Source organism: Microcoleus sp. D3_18_C4, from assembly GCF_036702355.1.
Lineage (GTDB): Bacteria > Cyanobacteriota > Cyanobacteriia > Cyanobacteriales > Microcoleaceae > Microcoleus.
The window spans coordinates 1-15526 of record NZ_JAUBTF010000097.1 but is presented as its reverse complement, the minus strand read 5'-3'; the positions used below and the strand labels follow the sequence as shown (position 1 = coordinate 15526).

Sequence of the window (15526 nt, the reverse complement as noted above, 5' to 3'; positions counted from 1 at the left end):
TTCGGTGCTGCCCCTGCTGACTCGCTCAAAGGCTGCTAATAAGGTTTCAACTTCTGTTTCTCTGCCGTAGAGTTTTTCGGGGATGAGGAATTGGTCTATAATATCCCGCGTTCCCAATGCAAACGTCTCAATGTTACCCGTGTTTTGTAATTGAGCCAGACAAATTTCTAAATCGTGTTTCAGTCCTAATGCACTCTGATAGCGATTTTCCGCATTTTTGGCCATCAGTTTACTAACAATTTGGGATAAAATTAGGGGGACTTCTGGCTTGATTTGATGTACCGGAATCGGCTGTTTGGCTAGATGACAATGCACTAACTCCATTGGGTCGTCTGACTCGAAGGGTAACTGTGTTGTCAACAATTCATAGAAGGTCACACCCAGGGAATAAAAGTCACTCCGATAGTCAATGCCTCGATTCATTCTTCCTGTCTTTTCTGGGGAGAGATAAGCTAAGGTTCCTTCGAGGGTGTTGGGATTCTGGATTTCTTGGGTTTCTCTCGGCAGCAGGGAAGAAATGCTGAAGTCAATGAGTTTAATTTGTTTGCTATGTGGGTTAATCAGAATATTGGCGGGTTTGATATCTTTATGAATAACTCGGTTTTGGTAGAGAGAGTGTAGAATATTTGCTAGTTCCCTGGCTAGGTTGAGAAAGTCTTCTAAAGATACAGATTTATCGGGTTGGTTTTTATCAGTTGCTGCCGGGATATAAGTAGACAGGGAAACTCCTCCAAAGTCCTCCATTATCAAAGCATAGGCGTTTTTGTAAGGTGCTAAATCGAGGGGTTCAACAACTCCAGGCAGACGTAGATTTTTGGCGATGGTGTACTGGTTGCGGAATTGCAGCAGTTCGCTGAAGCTGGGGTATTCGTTTCGCAGCAGTTTGATGACGACTGGAGTCCGATCGCTCTCCCGGACACCGCGATAGACTAAAGTACGAGATCCTGCATAGAGTTGTTCTGTTATGCGATACCCTGGCAGGTCAGTAATTGTCTCCATTTTCCAGTTCTCAATAAATTGGGGGTTACTATATCTCTAGTTTAGTCAGCCAACTTGAAAAATTCTCAATAGCCTCTAATGTTCCTGCAATTGTCAGTCCGCGTTCTGTACGAACGATCGCATTTCGTTGGATACTGAAGCCATATTATTAATTGTTTTACAGGTTTTGATTACCAACTGATAATAAGTGGCAATCCAGGTCGGAAATCTACCTGTTTTCCCTGCACTTCTCCATCAAAACCAAGCTCGACAAAATACTCGGTTCCTATTCGCAACTTTAATTGATTTGTCTCAAGCACTGCTTGAAGTTCTGGTGACGGGTTATTGGCAGCAGGACTGACTAATTCTACACGAGTAATTTCGCGGAAACCAACACCATGATCCAAAGGCTGTGACTTATCAGCAGAGTATTGATCTGGACGTTTACCAAAGGAAATTTGGAAAAGCATCGGCTCAGTCAACACATCACTATTTGTTCCTACAGCGATACTCATCGTTTCAGATAAATAAGGTGGACGATATGCCCAACTTGAAAATGCAATTGTGTCATTAGAACCTTGGGCTGAACGCAAACAGATGCCAAAAGGACAGGCACCATTATTCCGATTTGTCGATCGCTCCCAAAGACGAGTTTGACGAATTGGAGCAGACTGCGCCTCTTCTTGATCGTGAATCCATAACAATTCCAACATTGCATTATGGAAAAAGAAACAGCGATTGGCTGTACCTTGTCCGTGATGAATGCGAGATCCACCCTCAACTAAACCGAAAGATGATAAACGATTAGCTTCCGAAGCACCAATATCAGTAAGGATGAAAAGATGGTCGAATTCAAATGTCATAGAATTATTCATCGAATTGCTCGATCGCTCAAGTAATTTTAATCCCCTGTGATTGCTTTTTTTGCGATCGCCACCCTGATGCCGCACAGCGTACTGTACCAAAGTCCAAAACCTATACTCAGTGAATCTTTCCCAATCTAAAATCTCAAATCTCAAATCTAAAATCTAAAATCTGTCGCCCCAACCTTCCTCAACCTTGAAGTTACAACCAGATTGAGGAACCATCCGCCCGCATCCAGCAGTCTCAACATCCAGTTACCGACAATTCTGCTAAAGTCAGGTCATCCAAGGAGTGCATCTTGTAGAGAGGCGATTCGCAGCCTCTGCCCCGAAAGCAGTAAAATCCCATCAGCTTGTCACCTGCAACCCGATCGGCAATAACTTAAAAATTAAGGTAGTTTGAAAATAATCGCCCAAAGTTGAAAGAAACCTTGACATCTGACCTAAACTCTCTAACTTAGACCCTCTAGCTGCGCTGCCATCCATATTTAAAAGATGCCATGTCAACCTTAGTCATCGTCGAATCTCCTACCAAAGCCCGCACCATCCGCAACTTCCTGCCCTCCACCTACCGTGTAGAGGCATCGATGGGCCATGTCCGCGACCTACCATCCTCCGCCGAAGAAATACCAGAAGCCGTTAAAGGAGAAAAATGGGCGCAACTGGGCGTAAACGTGGAAGCAGACTTTGAACCCCTCTACGTCATCCCGAAAGATAAAAAGAAAATTGTTAAAGAACTCAAAGACGCCCTCAAAGACGCCACAGAACTGATTCTAGCCACTGACGAAGACCGGGAAGGCGAAAGCATTTCCTGGCATTTGCTGCAAATCCTCAAACCCAAAGTGCCCATCAAGCGGATGGTGTTTCACGAAATCACCCGCGAAGCAATCCGCGATGCTTTGACTCACTGTCGCGATATCGACAATCGAGTAGTACAAGCCCAAGAAACTCGCCGAATTCTCGACAGACTCGTCGGCTACACACTCTCTCCGCTACTGTGGAAAAAAATCGCTTGGGGCTTGTCGGCTGGTAGAGTGCAGTCAGTCGCAGTCAGGCTTTTGGTGCGCCGGGAACGCGAACGCCGCGCTTTCCGCCAAGGTAGCTACTGGGATTTAAAAGCCCTTTTGGAAAAGGGCAAGATTTCCTTTGATGCCAAACTCGTGACTGTCGGCAATGTAAAAGTTGCAAATGGCAGCGATTTTGATGAAAATACCGGGCAAATTATCGCAGGCCGCCGCGTACTTTTGCTCAACGAAGAACAGGCGCGGGCTTTACTCTCACGCATTCAAAACAAACCTTGGACTGTCGGGAATATTGAAGAACGGCCAGTCACCCGCAAACCTTCGCCGCCGTTTACGACCTCGACTTTGCAGCAGGAAGCTAACCGCAAACTGAGGCTGGGTGCGCGAGAAACTATGCGAATTGCCCAAAGTCTCTATGAACGCGGTTTTATCACCTATATGCGGACGGATTCGGTGCATTTGTCCGAACAGGCGATCGAAGCCGCGCGCAGTTGTGTGCAAGAACTTTACGGCAGCGAATACCTCAGCCCCCAACCGCGCAAATATACGACGAAAAGTAAAGGCGCGCAGGAAGCCCACGAAGCTATTCGTCCCGCCGGCAGCACTTTTCGGACTCCGCAGCAAACCGGATTGGATGGGATTGATTTCCGCCTCTATGATTTGATTTGGAAGCGGACTGTGGCTTCTCAAATGGCCGATTCCCGCCAAACTCACGTCACTGTATTAACTCAGGTAGAAGATGCCGGTTTCCGTTCCAGCGGCAAACGCATTGATTTTCCAGGCTTTTTGCGCGCATACGTGGAAGGTTCCGACGATCCGAATGCGGCGTTGGAAGACCAAGAGGTGATTTTGCCGGCGCTGAAGGTGGGGGATAAACCTAATTGTAAGGATTTAGAGGCGATAGGGCACGAAACTCAACCTCCCGCCCGCTATACGGAAGCTTCTCTGGTCAAAATGCTGGAAAGCGAAGGTGTGGGCCGTCCGAGTACATACGCGAGTATTATCGGGACAATTGTCGATCGCGGATATGCGAAATTAATAGCTAATGCCCTAATTCCGACATTCACCGCTTTCGCCGTCACGACTTTATTGGAAACACATTTTCCCGATTTAGTAGACACCGGTTTTACTTCCCGAATGGAACAAACCCTCGATGAAATTGCCACCGGGGAGGCGAAATGGCTGCCGTATTTGCAAAAGTTTTATACAGGGGAAACGGGACTTGCAACCCAAGTTAAGGAACAGGAAAGTCAGATTGATGCGAAAGTTGCCCGAACTGTGGTGTTGGAGAATCTCACCGCCAAAGTTTGCATCGGCAAATTCGGCGCATACCTAGAATCTGAAAGCGAAGAAGGCTTGGTAAAAGCATCGATTCCCCAAGATTTGACGCCGGCAGATTTAGACCCGGAACAAGTGGAGTTTCTGTTAAAGCAAAAAACCGAAGGCCCGGAAAAATTAGGTCTTCACCCGGAAACTGGGGAACCGATTTATGTGCTCATTGGCAGTTATGGGCCATACGTTCAGTTAGGGGAAGTTTCGGAAACGAACAAGAAACCGAAGCGGGCTTCTTTACCGAAGGGGACGGATAAGGACAGCGTGACGCTGGATATGGCGGTGAGTTTGTTGACTTTACCTCGGTTGCTGGGCACTCACCCGGAGACGGGGGCGAAGGTGCAAGCTAATTTGGGGATGTACGGGCCTTATGTGGTGCATGACCAGGGTAAGGTGGGGAAAGATTATCGATCGATCAAACCGCCGGATGATGTTTTGACGATCGAGCTCGATCGGGCTTTAGAGTTATTATCGCAGCCGAAAGCCGCCCGCGGTCGCAGCAAATCAGCTACACCTTTGAAGGAATTGGGCGCGCATCCAGAGTCGGGAGAATTGATCAATGTTTACGATGGCCGCTACGGCCCCTATGTGAAACACGGCGATATCAATGCTTCTTTGTCGAAGGATGAATCTGTGGAGAATTTCACCTTACAAAAAGCACTGGATTTGTTAGCAGCAAAGGAAGCAGCGGGCGGCGGAAAATCTAGCAGCAAGTCGAAGAAGTCAACAAAGACAACTGTGGCGAAATCGGAAACTGCCACGAAGAAGACTGCGGCGAAGAAAACCACTGCTAAAAAGACGGAGACTGCGGCGAAGAAAACCACTGCTAAAAAGACGGCGACTGCGACAACAGCCAAGAAAACAACTAAGTCAAGTTAGCAGGATTTAAGCACTGTAGGGTCAGAAACCGGGTTTTTTGCAATAATTTGTTTTAGCAGACAGATTGGGTAAAAAACCCGGTTTCTTCGATCGCGCCGTGCCTAAGTAGGTCGGCTCTTTCTAAAGTAATCCTTTCGTTCTCATGATATAATCAAGACTATCCATGTAGTAATTGGAGTAATTGAATCACCATGATAGCTGAACTTATGGTACAACCTTCCTACTGGATCGATCGTGATATTTCGCTTCAGAAAGTCAGAAATCTTTACTTATTCAAATTTACGGAAAACCTGCAAACCCGATTAGAAGAACTAGCCGACCGACAAAAGGCTAATCTTTTAACTTCAGAAGAGGTTGTAGAATTAGCAAGCTTACTAGAACTAGATCGGATTTTTACCTTAATTAACGCTAAAGTTATAGCAGCCTCATGTCCGTAAACCGCGCTACTCGAAATTTAGTAAGAAGTAGAGCTAATTTTCTTTGTGAGTATTGCCATTCTGCGGAAGAAAGTAGCTCTACTCTATTTACGATCAATCATATTTTACCTCGATCGATTGGTGGTAGCGATGAGCTTGAAAACTTAGCTTTAGCTTGTCATCGCTGTAATAATAATCGCTATATAAGTTCAGTATACCACTAGCAAAGCTACTCACTGAACTGGAAGAGTTAAGGAAAGAAGAGGATTCATGAGTCGAGACAGCATGATTATTCAGTAGTCTGATGAAGATAAGGTTTTCCTGTTACGGAAGTCAATTCAAATTGTAGGGGGCATCAGACTTTACCGGAAATAAAATATGTGCTAATGTACTAGGAAATATGTGTTTGTACCGGAAATGCTGGTCAATATTTAGTTAGGTTGCATACATTGTCTGTAGAAGCACTATTGCGAGCGAATTGGTGAGGTGTTTCAGGTGAGGGATTGATGTCATATTCATTTCAAATTGGGCATAGATATACAAGACGTGATGTTTATCGAATTATTGGAATTCCTGAAGACACTCACGGAGGAAACTGGGCTACAGGATATGCTCGTTACGGTAATGCTTGGTTCATCTTTTGCAACGTTGGAACATCTGGACGAACAGGTCATGACTATGCCAATCAATGGGTAGGAAATCGACTGGAGTGGTATGGCAGAACTACTTCAAAATTACACCATCCATCCATCCAGTCCATGTTAAGTGTAGATAGCGATACCTATATTTTATGGCGTGAAGATAACAAAGAACCCTTCATCTTTGCTGGGATTGGAAACGCAGAAGAAGTAGAAGATATCACACCAGTCAAAATCATTTGGACATTTGAGACAGAAATATTCCCTGATGAAATTTCTCCATCTACGACTTTCCGAGAAGGAACAGTCTGTAAAGTATCAGTCAACGCCTATGAACGCAACCCAGTTGTGCGACAAAAATGTATTGAACACTACGGCGCAACTTGCTATGTCTGCTGTTTCAATTTTGGGAAAGTGTTTGGGGAATTAGGAGAGGGCTTTATTCACATCCATCATCTTCGGCCGCTTTCTGAGATTGGTGAAGAATACGAGGTTAATCCTGTAGAAGATGTGCGTCCTGTATGCCCCAATTGCCATGCCATGATTCATCGACGTTCGCCACCACTTACGATTGAGGAAATTAAGGCACTACTATTGAAGAGTCCTGCAAATTATTCAGCAACCTAACAAATCGCTATTCCATCGCCCAACGCCCATCGTACAAATCCCCCATCAATGACCTCTAGTTAGTCTAAAATCTCCTGGGCCGCCAAAAAGGCGATATGTGCGATCGACCATTTGTGACTCTCAACCTTTTAAGGAGAAATATCTGTGGGCGGATGCCATCCAGCACTAACCCACTGACGCCTGACACTAACAGCAATATTATTGTTTAGTTGTAGTGCTGTGACTGTTGCGCGACCGCAATCTGTAAGTCCAATAATTTTTGTAGCGTCTTCACTCCAAGCAAAATTTTGTGACCATTGTTGAGTGCGCGGATTAAACAACTTAACGTGCTTTTGCGTTACCGGATCTAATGCGTCAGTTTGGGTTACTTTGTAATTATTGCATAGACTACAAGCCAGCCAGAGATTTTCTTCCTCGTCAGTACCGCCAATCGCTTTAGGAATAATATGGTCAATTTCCAATATTCCCAGGACATACATTTGTAAACTGCGACAATAACCGCACCGATTTTGAGCTTGTGCGCCAACTCTGGCTCTAACTTGTTCAGAAATTGCCATTTTGATTATCCTTTCAATGGTTCGAGCAAGCCACGCCGCACAGCTTCATTTAAGGCTTGAGCTTGTCGCAATAGTCGAGTTTCATATATGTGGATTAATGCCTGCAATTCAGCCAGTTCTACAGATGCGATCGTACCGGATTGTTGGCGGTCTAGCAATTCACTCAATCGTTGTTCTTGGAGTGGTTGCAGCCGGAGTTGAGTCTGAGTGATTACTTCTGAATCAGACAGTGCTGATACTGGTTTAGCGGTTGGTAAGAGAAAATTTTCCAGAGTTTCTACTAGAATCTCACTCACGGTGCGGTGGCGTTGCAGCGCTAGTAATTCTGCTTGGTGATAGACTTCATCTGGCAGATTTAGGGTTATTTGGGCGGTCATAGGTGCAAAGCTATGAAACTAATATTTATATTATGCCATATTTTACTTTGAGTATTAGACATCTGCCCAAAAGAAATGAAGAAGGAGCTCGCTTGCTAAAAATACTGCGACTGCGACCAAGTAGAAAACCAAGTGAAATTAGTTTAGTTTTCACTCATCCCAGAAACCCGGTTTTTTTAAGAAACCGGGTTTCTTTATTTGTAAAACACTAGACAAGAGGGCAAAAATAGGTTCGTACTTCAATCCTTAAAATTCTCTGATCTTCCTTTGTCTCATAAACGTCTGCGCGGTTCCATCGCCCCTATTTTTTTTGAGACATATCAACTCAAACTCTTGTCAAGCCTACCTTTTCAGTTTACTTGTCACCCGCCAGCAAAATCATCCTATTTACTTATTGACAATTGCTGCTCTCTGTTAAATTGTCATGAATCGAACATATAAAGTTAAAAATTGTATCGTAAGCAACAGAAAGTACCAAATCTTTTATGTAGGGCTCTACAATGGACAAAAGAAACAAGATTAAGAGGCGCGATCGCTATGGGTATCAATGAAAACCTAGACTGGGAAGAAGCATTTGAGTACCGAGCTGGCTTAACAGTGGAGTTGAAGTCCCAGCCAGGTGTTTTCGATACGATCGCTTACTATGAAGTGATGATGGTACCGCCCATCTGGTTAGAAAATGACCCGCGTCCCCGCTATCCTCACGAACTGCGAGTCGTTGCCCACCAGCCAACTGTGTCCAATGTTTGCCGCATTTCAGAGAGTCCTGTTTTAGTCGCCTCCTAAGTTTTTTTAGCGGGAAATATGGGCGATGGCATCTAGCCAGCAATCAAACCGATGCAGTGATTTTCGGATTGAGATTGCTTGAGTTTACTTTGTGGCGATCGCTTAAGATATAGATGGCGGCAAGAGTGCGATCGACTCAAATCACTTGACCTGTTAATGTTTCAAGTGAGGAAATAGCCTGATTAAGGTTAGCAGCCATTGTGTTAAATCATCCTCTCCCCTACAGACAATGTATTCCAGCATGATCAGACTGTAAGCTGTGCGGTCTGATAAAATAACGGCGATTTTGAGTTAAAACAGCTCGATTTTCACTGACTGCAAAAGCTAAAACTTCTTCGTCCGGATTTTTTGGGTTATCCTTTCCGGCAGCTTGCACTGTCAGAATATTGTGAATCATAGGGCGCAGCAATTCTACAATCACTCTGGCGAAATTGTTCGTCACAATAAAGACGCGCCATCATTTCAATCCTCGTCATTTTCGCGGATAGCTATTTCAATTTCATCGGGAAAAGCTGCCGCATAAGTCCAGGCATTTGCTAAATCAGTAGCGGTTAGTGTGGGATAGTTATCTAAGAGTCGAGACTCGTTCATACCCAAGCGACGAAAACTTTCCAGTACCCACACAGGAATGCGAGTGTTTCTGATACAAGCATCACCGCCGCAGACACCGGGAGTCTTGCTAATTCCTTGCCAGGTGTTGGCTAAGTTCTGGGTTAATAATTGGATGATTTGAGCTTTCTCGGTTGGCGTTAAAGCCAGAAGTTGCGCTTCTAATTCTTTGATAGTCATAGAAATTTTGGTACTTATGAAATATAGCGGTTCTCAAGCGTGGTGAGGTATGCGGGCTCCTTCCTATGCCCATGCCCTAGGCCCTATGAGCACCTCATGTTAATGAGAAAGGCTATATGTATGTATTTGCTATTATAGTGCGATCGCCTGGAGTCGAGACTTGTTCATACCCAAACGACGAAAACTTTCCAGTACCCAAACAAGAATGCGAGTATTTCTCCTACAAGCATCACCGCCACAGACACCGGGAGTTTGGCTAATTCATTGTCAGGTGTTAAGCTGTTACGCATCTAAATTGTATTTTTGGGCGGGCGGAACGCCCAACCCCTAATCCCCACAAGAATTTGCTCGAATTTGATTGTCAAATTTAGATGCGCCTCAGCTTAGCTAAATTTTGGGTTAATAATTAGATAATATGTATTGGCTGTTATACGCAATTCCTTTCTCTCGGATCTCTTCCTCTGCGCCCTGTGCGCCTCTGCAATTCATAAAAAAAAGCCCGTTTACAAATGAAATAGCCTTGCTATATCTTTTTAACTTCTGGATAAATCTGTAAATTATAAAAATTGCTCACCCTTTTACCCCGATATTAAACGAACCTCAAAAACTTTAAAACAAAACGAGTCATACCATTTTAGATTTGAGATTTTAAAATTGGGAATGACTGAGGACATAAAGCTTTGGATATGGCCTAAATTTGCATTTTTTTTGATAAGCGATATCAGCCATCTGCCGACACAAACTAAAATCAACTTCCGGTATCAATCATTATGACTTCTACCTTGAGAAGTATCTTTTTGGGAACTTGCACAACACATCCTACCACTCGCAGCACATACGCATCAGGTGCACAGTCCACACTCTACGAAAACTCTTGTGTAAATCCTATTTTATATTGCTTAATTCCTTGATCCCCGGAAATTTCCACCTTTATTCACTCGAAATTGTGCGATGTTTAGCCAGAAATTAACATTCATTTAAACTTTGATGGAGACATAAACGAGCTATAATTCAATAGTTTTCGTGGAAGACATGGAGTTTAAATACCAAATGTCACGGATAACAAATTAATATCGATCGCACTTCACGATCGCACTTTACAAAACAACCACAACTTAGGAGTCAATAGCTGATGATGCTAGGAACAACCGAGATCCCGCAATTAAAGCCGCTTTCCGACTCAGAACTACACAAAATGAACGCCTACTGGCGGGCGGCAAACTACCTATCCGTCGGACAAATCTATCTTCTCGACAACCCTCTACTCAAAGAACCCCTCAAAATCGAACACGTCAAACCGAGACTCCTCGGACATTGGGGCACTACTCCAGGGCTAAACTTCATCTACGTTCACCTCAACCGCATCATCAAAGCCCAAGACCTCAACACCATCTACATCGCAGGCCCTGGACACGGCGGGCCGGGCTTGGTCGCCAACACCTATCTCGAAGGCACTTACAGCGAATATTACTCGAACATTTCCGAAGATGAAGAGGGTATCAAGCGGCTATTCAAACAGTTCTCCTTTCCCGGCGGTATCCCCAGCCACGTCGCCCCGGAAACCCCCGGTTCGATTCACGAAGGTGGCGAACTCGGCTACGCCCTTGTCCACGCTTACGGCGCAGTCTTCGACAATCCCGATTTGATTGTGGCGGCCGTTGTCGGTGACGGGGAAGCCGAAAGCGGCCCCTTGGCTGCTAGCTGGCACTCTAACAAGTTTCTCAACCCGGTTCGGGACGGGGCCGTATTGCCGATTTTGCACTTGAACGGCTACAAAATTGCCAATCCAACGCTGTTGGCCCGCATTCCGCAGGAGGAATTGGAAAGTTTGATGGTCGGTTATGGCTACAAACCTTATTGGGTGGAAGGTTCAGACCCGGAAACCATGCACCAGTTGATGGCTGCAACTCTCGATACCGCGATCGGCGAAATTAAGGCGATTCAGGAAAAAGCCCGGACAGAGGGCTATTCCGGTCGTCCCCAGTGGCCGATGATTGTGATGAAAACTCCCAAAGGCTGGACGGGGCCCAAGGAAGTTGACGGTAAGAAAACTGAGGATTATTGGCGATCGCACCAAGTCCCACTTTCGGAAATGGCTTCTAAGCCGGGACACGTCCAACTCCTCGAAGATTGGATGAAAAGCTATAAGCCGGAAGAACTCTTCGACGAAAAGGGCAAGTTAATTCCCGAATTGGCAGAACTCGCGCCCAAGGGAGCTCGACGCATGGGGGCAAATCCCCACGCTAACGGCGGCCTGCTGCTGCGAGACTTGAAAATGCCGAAATTTGAGGACTACGCCGTTGATGTGCAAAAACCGGGCACTGTAATGGCAGAAGCAACCCGCGTTTCCGGCCGCTTCCTGCGAGACGTGATGACACTGAATCAAGAGAACGCCAATTTCCGCATTGTCGGGCCTGACGAGACGGCCTCAAATCGTCTCGATCCGGTGTTTGAAGTGACGAACCGGGTGTGGGCGGGGGAAATTTTGCCCGAAGACGATCACATCTCCCCCGACGGCCGGGTGATGGAAGTCCTCAGCGAACATATGTGTCAGGGATGGCTGGAAGGCTATTTGCTGACGGGACGCCACGGCTTTTTCTCTTGTTACGAGGCGTTTATTCACATCATCGATTCGATGTTCAACCAACACGCCAAGTGGTTGAAAACTACTCGTCACATTCCTTGGCGCCGACCGATCGCCTCTCTGAATTACTTACTAACTTCTCACGTTTGGCGACAAGACCACAACGGTTTTTCTCACCAAGATCCGGGTTTTATCGACCACGTAATTAACAAGAAAGCGGAAGTGGTGCGGATTTATTTGCCGCCAGATGCGAATACTTTGCTATCTGTAACGGATCACTGTCTCCGCAGTCGCAACTATGTCAACGTGATTATTGCAGGGAAGCAGCCGGCATTGCAGTATTTGGATATGGATTCTGCGATTAAACACTGTACCGTCGGCATCGGAATTTGGGAGTGGGCTAGCAATGATAAAGGTGGCGAACCGGATGTGGTGATGGCTTGCGCGGGTGATGTTCCGACGCTGGAAACTTTGGCTGCTGTTGACATTCTCCGCCGAGATTATCCCGATTTAAAAGTGCGGGTGGTGAATGTGGTTGATTTGATGACGCTGCAACCTGCTAGCGAACATCCCCACGGTTTGTCGGACAAGGATTTTGATACTTTGTTCACGAAAGATAAGCCGGTGATTTTTGCTTTTCACGGCTATCCTTGGCTGATTCACCGCTTGACTTATCGCCGGACAAATCACTCGAATATTCACGTTCGGGGTTACAAGGAAGAGGGAACGACTACGACGCCGTTTGATATGGTGGTGATTAATGACCTCGATCGATTCCATTTAGTTGGAGATGTACTCGATCGCGTTCCGAAACTGAGTTCTGTAGCAGCTTACGGCAAACAAGCTATCCGTGACAAGCTGATCGAACACAGGCAGTATATCAACGAACACGGCGATGATATGCCGGAAATCCGCGACTGGCAGTGGCCGCACGCGGGCCCGGTTTCGTCGGAAGCGCCGAAGGAAACGAAAGATCCGACAACGACAGGAGATCAAACCGTGCGATCGGGTGCACCGGGCTAGCGATATTCTGGGTAGGGACACGGCAATGCCGTGTCCGGCGCGCGATCGGGGATTAGGACACGGCACTGCCGTGTCCGGCGCGGGCGATCGAGAATCTCTTCTTTCTGCGGTTCGTTCAATAAAAGTCTTTTTCAACAATCAAATAAAACTGCTATATATGAGCTTAAAAATCTACTTTCTACGACACGGTGAAACGACTTACAGCCAAACAGGCGGTTTCTGCGGCGCTATCGACCCAGAATTAACGCCCGAAGGTTCTCAAATGGCAGAACAGTTTGCCGCTACTTACGCGAAATTGCCCTGGGAGGCTGTTTATGTCAGTCCGATGAAACGCACAATTGCTACTGCAAAACCTTTGTGCGATGCTGTGGGAATTGAAATGCAGCTTCGCGACGGACTGAGGGAAATTAAGTACGGTGAGTGGGAAGGCAAAACAGTAGAATCAGTCAAAAAAGAATACGCAGAAGATTATATTAACTGGCTGACAGAACCTGCTTGGAATGCACCAAACGGCGGCGAAACTTCTGTGCAAATTGCCAGTAGAGCTTCCTTAGTTATTGCAGAAATTGAGGAAAAGTACAAAAACGGTAATGTGTTGGTTGTCTCCCACAAAGCCACTATTAGAATTATTCTGTGCAGTTTGTTGGGGATTGATTTGGGACGTTATCGCGATCGCATTGCCGCTTTAGCAGCTTCTGTCAGTATTGTTAAGTTTGAGGTGCACGGGCCGCTGCTGGAAGTTTTGGGCGATCGATCGTACATGGATGAAACTCTCCGCAATTTGCCCGGTACTTGAAATTGCGGGTAGGGTGCGCGCACTGCCTACCCGGAGCGTCTGCAACTAAATCGCCCCTATGTAAGACAATCCTAAAATAGTACCTGCTCCCAAAATATGACCAAAGGCAGTAGTTCCCAAAACTGCACCCAAACTCAAACCGCCGAACATACTCGATGAGGGCATTGCTGGGCCTGTGGTAGGATTCTGGATGGTTGATTTGCCGATCGCAATAGCTAAAATATTGCAAAGAATCATAATCAAACCGATTGTAGGGCTCCACTCTACGGTTCTGGGGGCAACGGCAAGTAAAATTGGTGTAAACATCGATCGGCTCCTTAAACTTTAGTAAATGAAAATCTGCCTAGAAGATATATCAAAAAAATGCAACTGTTCGCTACACATTGCATTAACAGTTAATTTTTCGACATATTTCTTAATATTTTTGCCAGAATCTCAAGATTTCTTAGTCTGTGCAGGCGGGCGAAAGTTTGACAAGATGCGATTGCAATCGCCTAGCGATCGAAAGAACGAATCAACAGGACATAATCAAGCATGAAAATACTGGTGTTAAATGCGGGTTCGAGCAGTCAAAAGAGCTGTCTTTACGAGTTAAACGATGTCCTGCCCGATCGACCTTTGCAACCTCTGTGGGAGGCTCAAATTGATTGGACTCACCAGCAGGGTATAGCAGAGTTGAAAGTCAAAACAGCAAAAGGCGATCGGCTTGAAGAGGAATTTGCATCCGAGTCTCGCCAAGATGCTATTTCTCGAATGCTGGAGACTCTTTGGAAGGGAAAAACTCAAACCATTAATGATTTAAAGGAAATTGATATTGTCGGCCACCGCGTCGTACACGGCGGACAAGAATATCAGCAAAGTACGTTAATTTCGCCGGATGTTAAAGAGGCGATCGCCCGTTTATCTGTTTTCGCCCCTGTCCACAATCCCGTTAACCTCGAAGGTATCGAAGCGATTGAAAAAATCCTCGGAAAAGTGCCGCAAGTAGCAGTATTTGATACAGCTTTTCACGCACAATTGCCGCCCGCAGCCTTTGTTTATCCCGGCCCCTATGAATGGCTGGAAAATGGGATTCGGCGCTACGGCTTTCACGGGATTAGCCATCAATATTGCGCGCGTAGGGCCGCCGACATTCTGGGTCGGGATTTGGCAGATTTGCGGTTGATTAGCTGTCATTTGGGCAACGGATGTTCTCTGGCGGCCATTCGCGGTGGCTGGAGTGTTGACACGACGATGGGATTTACGCCTTTGGAAGGTTTGATGATGGGAAGTCGATCGGGCTCGATCGATCCAGGCATTCTCATTCATCTGTTAAAACAATCCGAGTTTACTGCAGAGAAACTTGATGGTATTCTCAATCGAAATTCTGGTTTAAAAGGGATTTCAGGGGTGTCTAGCGATCTGCGGCAGATTGGAGATGCGATCGCCCAAGGTAATCAGAGAGCTCAACTGGCTTTGGAGATTTACATCCACCGTTTGCGTGCCGGAATTGGTGCCATGCTGGCGAGTTTAGGAGGGTTGGATGCTTTAATTTTTACGGCGGGAGTTGGGGAAAATTCTGCTATTGTACGGGCTGCCGCTTGCGAAGCTTTTGGATTTATCGGGTTAAAATTGGATGAGGATAAAAATCAACAGTCACCGATCGATCAAGATATTGCGGCAGTGGATTCAGCAGTGAGAATTTTGGTAATTCACACGCAGGAGGATTGGGAAATTGCGCGAGAATGCTGGAAACTTTATCACTAATTTATTTTAGGAATTCCTTCAACAGCGATGGCCGATCGGGAGCGTGTCACTTTTGCGATGAGTATAAATACTCAGAAATACTAGGGCAGAGGTTTTGAGCTATTGTTGGGCAA

Annotated in this window: 16 protein-coding genes; 8 read left to right on the top strand and 8 right to left on the bottom strand. The window is 45.9% G+C overall.

Annotated elements, in window-relative coordinates:
* Both QUA90_RS28435 and QUA90_RS28430 read right to left on the bottom strand, forming a co-directional pair.
* On the bottom strand, positions 1-999 hold a 999-nt coding region (locus QUA90_RS28435), incomplete at its 3' end, for a protein kinase domain-containing protein (protein WP_333332686.1).
* A gap of 170 nt (positions 1000-1169) precedes the next feature.
* The gene (locus tag QUA90_RS28430) at positions 1170-1853 is read right to left on the bottom strand and encodes a VOC family protein (protein ID WP_333332683.1); all 684 of its coding nucleotides are present in this window, start codon (positions 1851-1853) and stop codon (positions 1170-1172) included.
* Between the two features lie 488 nt (positions 1854-2341).
* Here QUA90_RS28430 and topA point away from each other — a divergent pair, with 488 nt between their 5' ends.
* The 4 genes from topA to QUA90_RS28410 all read left to right on the top strand — a co-directional run bounded on the left by topA (position 2342) and on the right by QUA90_RS28410 (position 6755).
* The gene (topA, locus tag QUA90_RS28425) at positions 2342-5074 is read left to right on the top strand and encodes a type I DNA topoisomerase (RefSeq protein ID WP_333332680.1); all 2733 of its coding nucleotides are present in this window, start codon (positions 2342-2344) and stop codon (positions 5072-5074) included.
* 191 nt (positions 5075-5265) lie between these two features.
* Complete coding sequence (locus QUA90_RS28420; RefSeq protein WP_333448570.1) at positions 5266-5511, top strand: hypothetical protein; 246 nt, start codon at positions 5266-5268, stop codon at positions 5509-5511.
* Positions 5502-5714 (top strand): HNH endonuclease, encoded by a 213-nt coding sequence (locus tag QUA90_RS28415; RefSeq protein ID WP_333448569.1) that lies wholly within the window; start codon positions 5502-5504, stop codon positions 5712-5714. Before QUA90_RS28420 ends, QUA90_RS28415 begins: the two co-directional genes overlap by 10 nt.
* A gap of 282 nt (positions 5715-5996) precedes the next feature.
* Positions 5997-6755: a DUF3427 domain-containing protein gene (locus QUA90_RS28410; protein WP_333448568.1), complete on the top strand. Its 759-nt coding sequence runs from the start codon at positions 5997-5999 to the stop codon at positions 6753-6755.
* A 128-nt stretch (positions 6756-6883) separates the two neighbouring features.
* Here QUA90_RS28410 and QUA90_RS28405 read toward each other — a convergent pair whose 3' ends face one another.
* On the bottom strand, positions 6884-7312 hold the full coding sequence (locus tag QUA90_RS28405) for an HNH endonuclease signature motif containing protein (RefSeq protein ID WP_333448567.1): 429 nt from the start codon (positions 7310-7312) through the stop codon (positions 6884-6886).
* 5 nt (positions 7313-7317) lie between these two features.
* Positions 7318-7689: a hypothetical protein gene (locus QUA90_RS28400; protein WP_006634749.1), complete on the bottom strand. Its 372-nt coding sequence runs from the start codon at positions 7687-7689 to the stop codon at positions 7318-7320.
* Between the two features lie 537 nt (positions 7690-8226).
* Between QUA90_RS28400 and QUA90_RS28395 the strand changes: the two genes are divergently transcribed.
* Complete coding sequence (locus QUA90_RS28395; protein WP_333331925.1) at positions 8227-8475, top strand: hypothetical protein; 249 nt, start codon at positions 8227-8229, stop codon at positions 8473-8475.
* Positions 8476-8695: 220 nt separating this feature from the next.
* Here the strand turns inward: QUA90_RS28395 and QUA90_RS28390 are convergent, their stop codons facing one another.
* The 3 genes from QUA90_RS28390 to QUA90_RS28380 form a co-directional block, all read right to left on the bottom strand.
* Positions 8696-8872: a DUF5615 family PIN-like protein gene (locus QUA90_RS28390; RefSeq protein WP_333390970.1), complete on the bottom strand. Its 177-nt coding sequence runs from the start codon at positions 8870-8872 to the stop codon at positions 8696-8698.
* 65 nt (positions 8873-8937) lie between these two features.
* Complete coding sequence (locus QUA90_RS28385; RefSeq protein ID WP_333144268.1) at positions 8938-9264, bottom strand: DUF433 domain-containing protein; 327 nt, start codon at positions 9262-9264, stop codon at positions 8938-8940.
* Positions 9265-9396: 132 nt separating this feature from the next.
* Entirely contained in the window at positions 9397-9525 is a 129-nt protein-coding gene (locus QUA90_RS28380; protein WP_333331932.1) for a DUF433 domain-containing protein, read from the bottom strand.
* 871 nt (positions 9526-10396) lie between these two features.
* Here QUA90_RS28380 and QUA90_RS28375 point away from each other — a divergent pair.
* Entirely contained in the window at positions 10397-12871 is a 2475-nt protein-coding gene (locus QUA90_RS28375; RefSeq protein ID WP_333448566.1) for a phosphoketolase family protein, read from the top strand.
* 25 nt (positions 12872-12896) lie between these two features.
* Positions 12897-13667, top strand: a complete 771-nt coding sequence (locus QUA90_RS28370) for a histidine phosphatase family protein (protein ID WP_333331919.1) — start codon at positions 12897-12899, stop codon at positions 13665-13667.
* Between the two features lie 45 nt (positions 13668-13712).
* On the opposite strand, the gene psaK is transcribed toward QUA90_RS28370, so the two are convergent.
* Complete coding sequence (gene psaK / locus QUA90_RS28365; protein ID WP_333331916.1) at positions 13713-13973, bottom strand: photosystem I reaction center subunit PsaK; 261 nt, start codon at positions 13971-13973, stop codon at positions 13713-13715.
* Between the two features lie 228 nt (positions 13974-14201).
* Between psaK and QUA90_RS28360 the strand changes: the two genes are divergently transcribed.
* Entirely contained in the window at positions 14202-15413 is a 1212-nt protein-coding gene (locus QUA90_RS28360; RefSeq protein ID WP_333448565.1) for an acetate kinase, read from the top strand.
* Positions 15414-15526: the final 113 nt, after the last annotated feature.

Excerpts from the sequence above, each read along its gene's own strand:
- QUA90_RS28430 (WP_333332683.1), bottom strand. The coding sequence starts at position 1,853 with ATGAATAATTCTATGACATTTGAATTCGACCATCTTTTCATCCTTACT.
- topA (WP_333332680.1), top strand. The coding sequence starts at position 2,342 with ATGTCAACCTTAGTCATCGTCGAATCTCCTACCAAAGCCCGCACCATC.
- QUA90_RS28420 (WP_333448570.1), top strand. The coding sequence starts at position 5,266 with ATGATAGCTGAACTTATGGTACAACCTTCCTACTGGATCGATCGTGAT.
- QUA90_RS28415 (WP_333448569.1), top strand. The coding sequence starts at position 5,502 with ATGTCCGTAAACCGCGCTACTCGAAATTTAGTAAGAAGTAGAGCTAAT.
- QUA90_RS28410 (WP_333448568.1), top strand. The coding sequence starts at position 5,997 with ATGTCATATTCATTTCAAATTGGGCATAGATATACAAGACGTGATGTT.
- QUA90_RS28405 (WP_333448567.1), bottom strand. The coding sequence starts at position 7,312 with ATGGCAATTTCTGAACAAGTTAGAGCCAGAGTTGGCGCACAAGCTCAA.
- QUA90_RS28400 (WP_006634749.1), bottom strand. The coding sequence starts at position 7,689 with ATGACCGCCCAAATAACCCTAAATCTGCCAGATGAAGTCTATCACCAA.
- QUA90_RS28395 (WP_333331925.1), top strand. The coding sequence starts at position 8,227 with ATGGGTATCAATGAAAACCTAGACTGGGAAGAAGCATTTGAGTACCGA.
- QUA90_RS28390 (WP_333390970.1), bottom strand. The coding sequence starts at position 8,872 with ATGATTCACAATATTCTGACAGTGCAAGCTGCCGGAAAGGATAACCCA.
- QUA90_RS28385 (WP_333144268.1), bottom strand. The coding sequence starts at position 9,264 with ATGACTATCAAAGAATTAGAAGCGCAACTTCTGGCTTTAACGCCAACC.
- QUA90_RS28375 (WP_333448566.1), top strand. The coding sequence starts at position 10,397 with ATGATGCTAGGAACAACCGAGATCCCGCAATTAAAGCCGCTTTCCGAC.
- QUA90_RS28370 (WP_333331919.1), top strand. The coding sequence starts at position 12,897 with ATGCCGTGTCCGGCGCGCGATCGGGGATTAGGACACGGCACTGCCGTG.
- psaK (WP_333331916.1), bottom strand. The coding sequence starts at position 13,973 with ATGTTTACACCAATTTTACTTGCCGTTGCCCCCAGAACCGTAGAGTGG.
- QUA90_RS28360 (WP_333448565.1), top strand. The coding sequence starts at position 14,202 with ATGAAAATACTGGTGTTAAATGCGGGTTCGAGCAGTCAAAAGAGCTGT.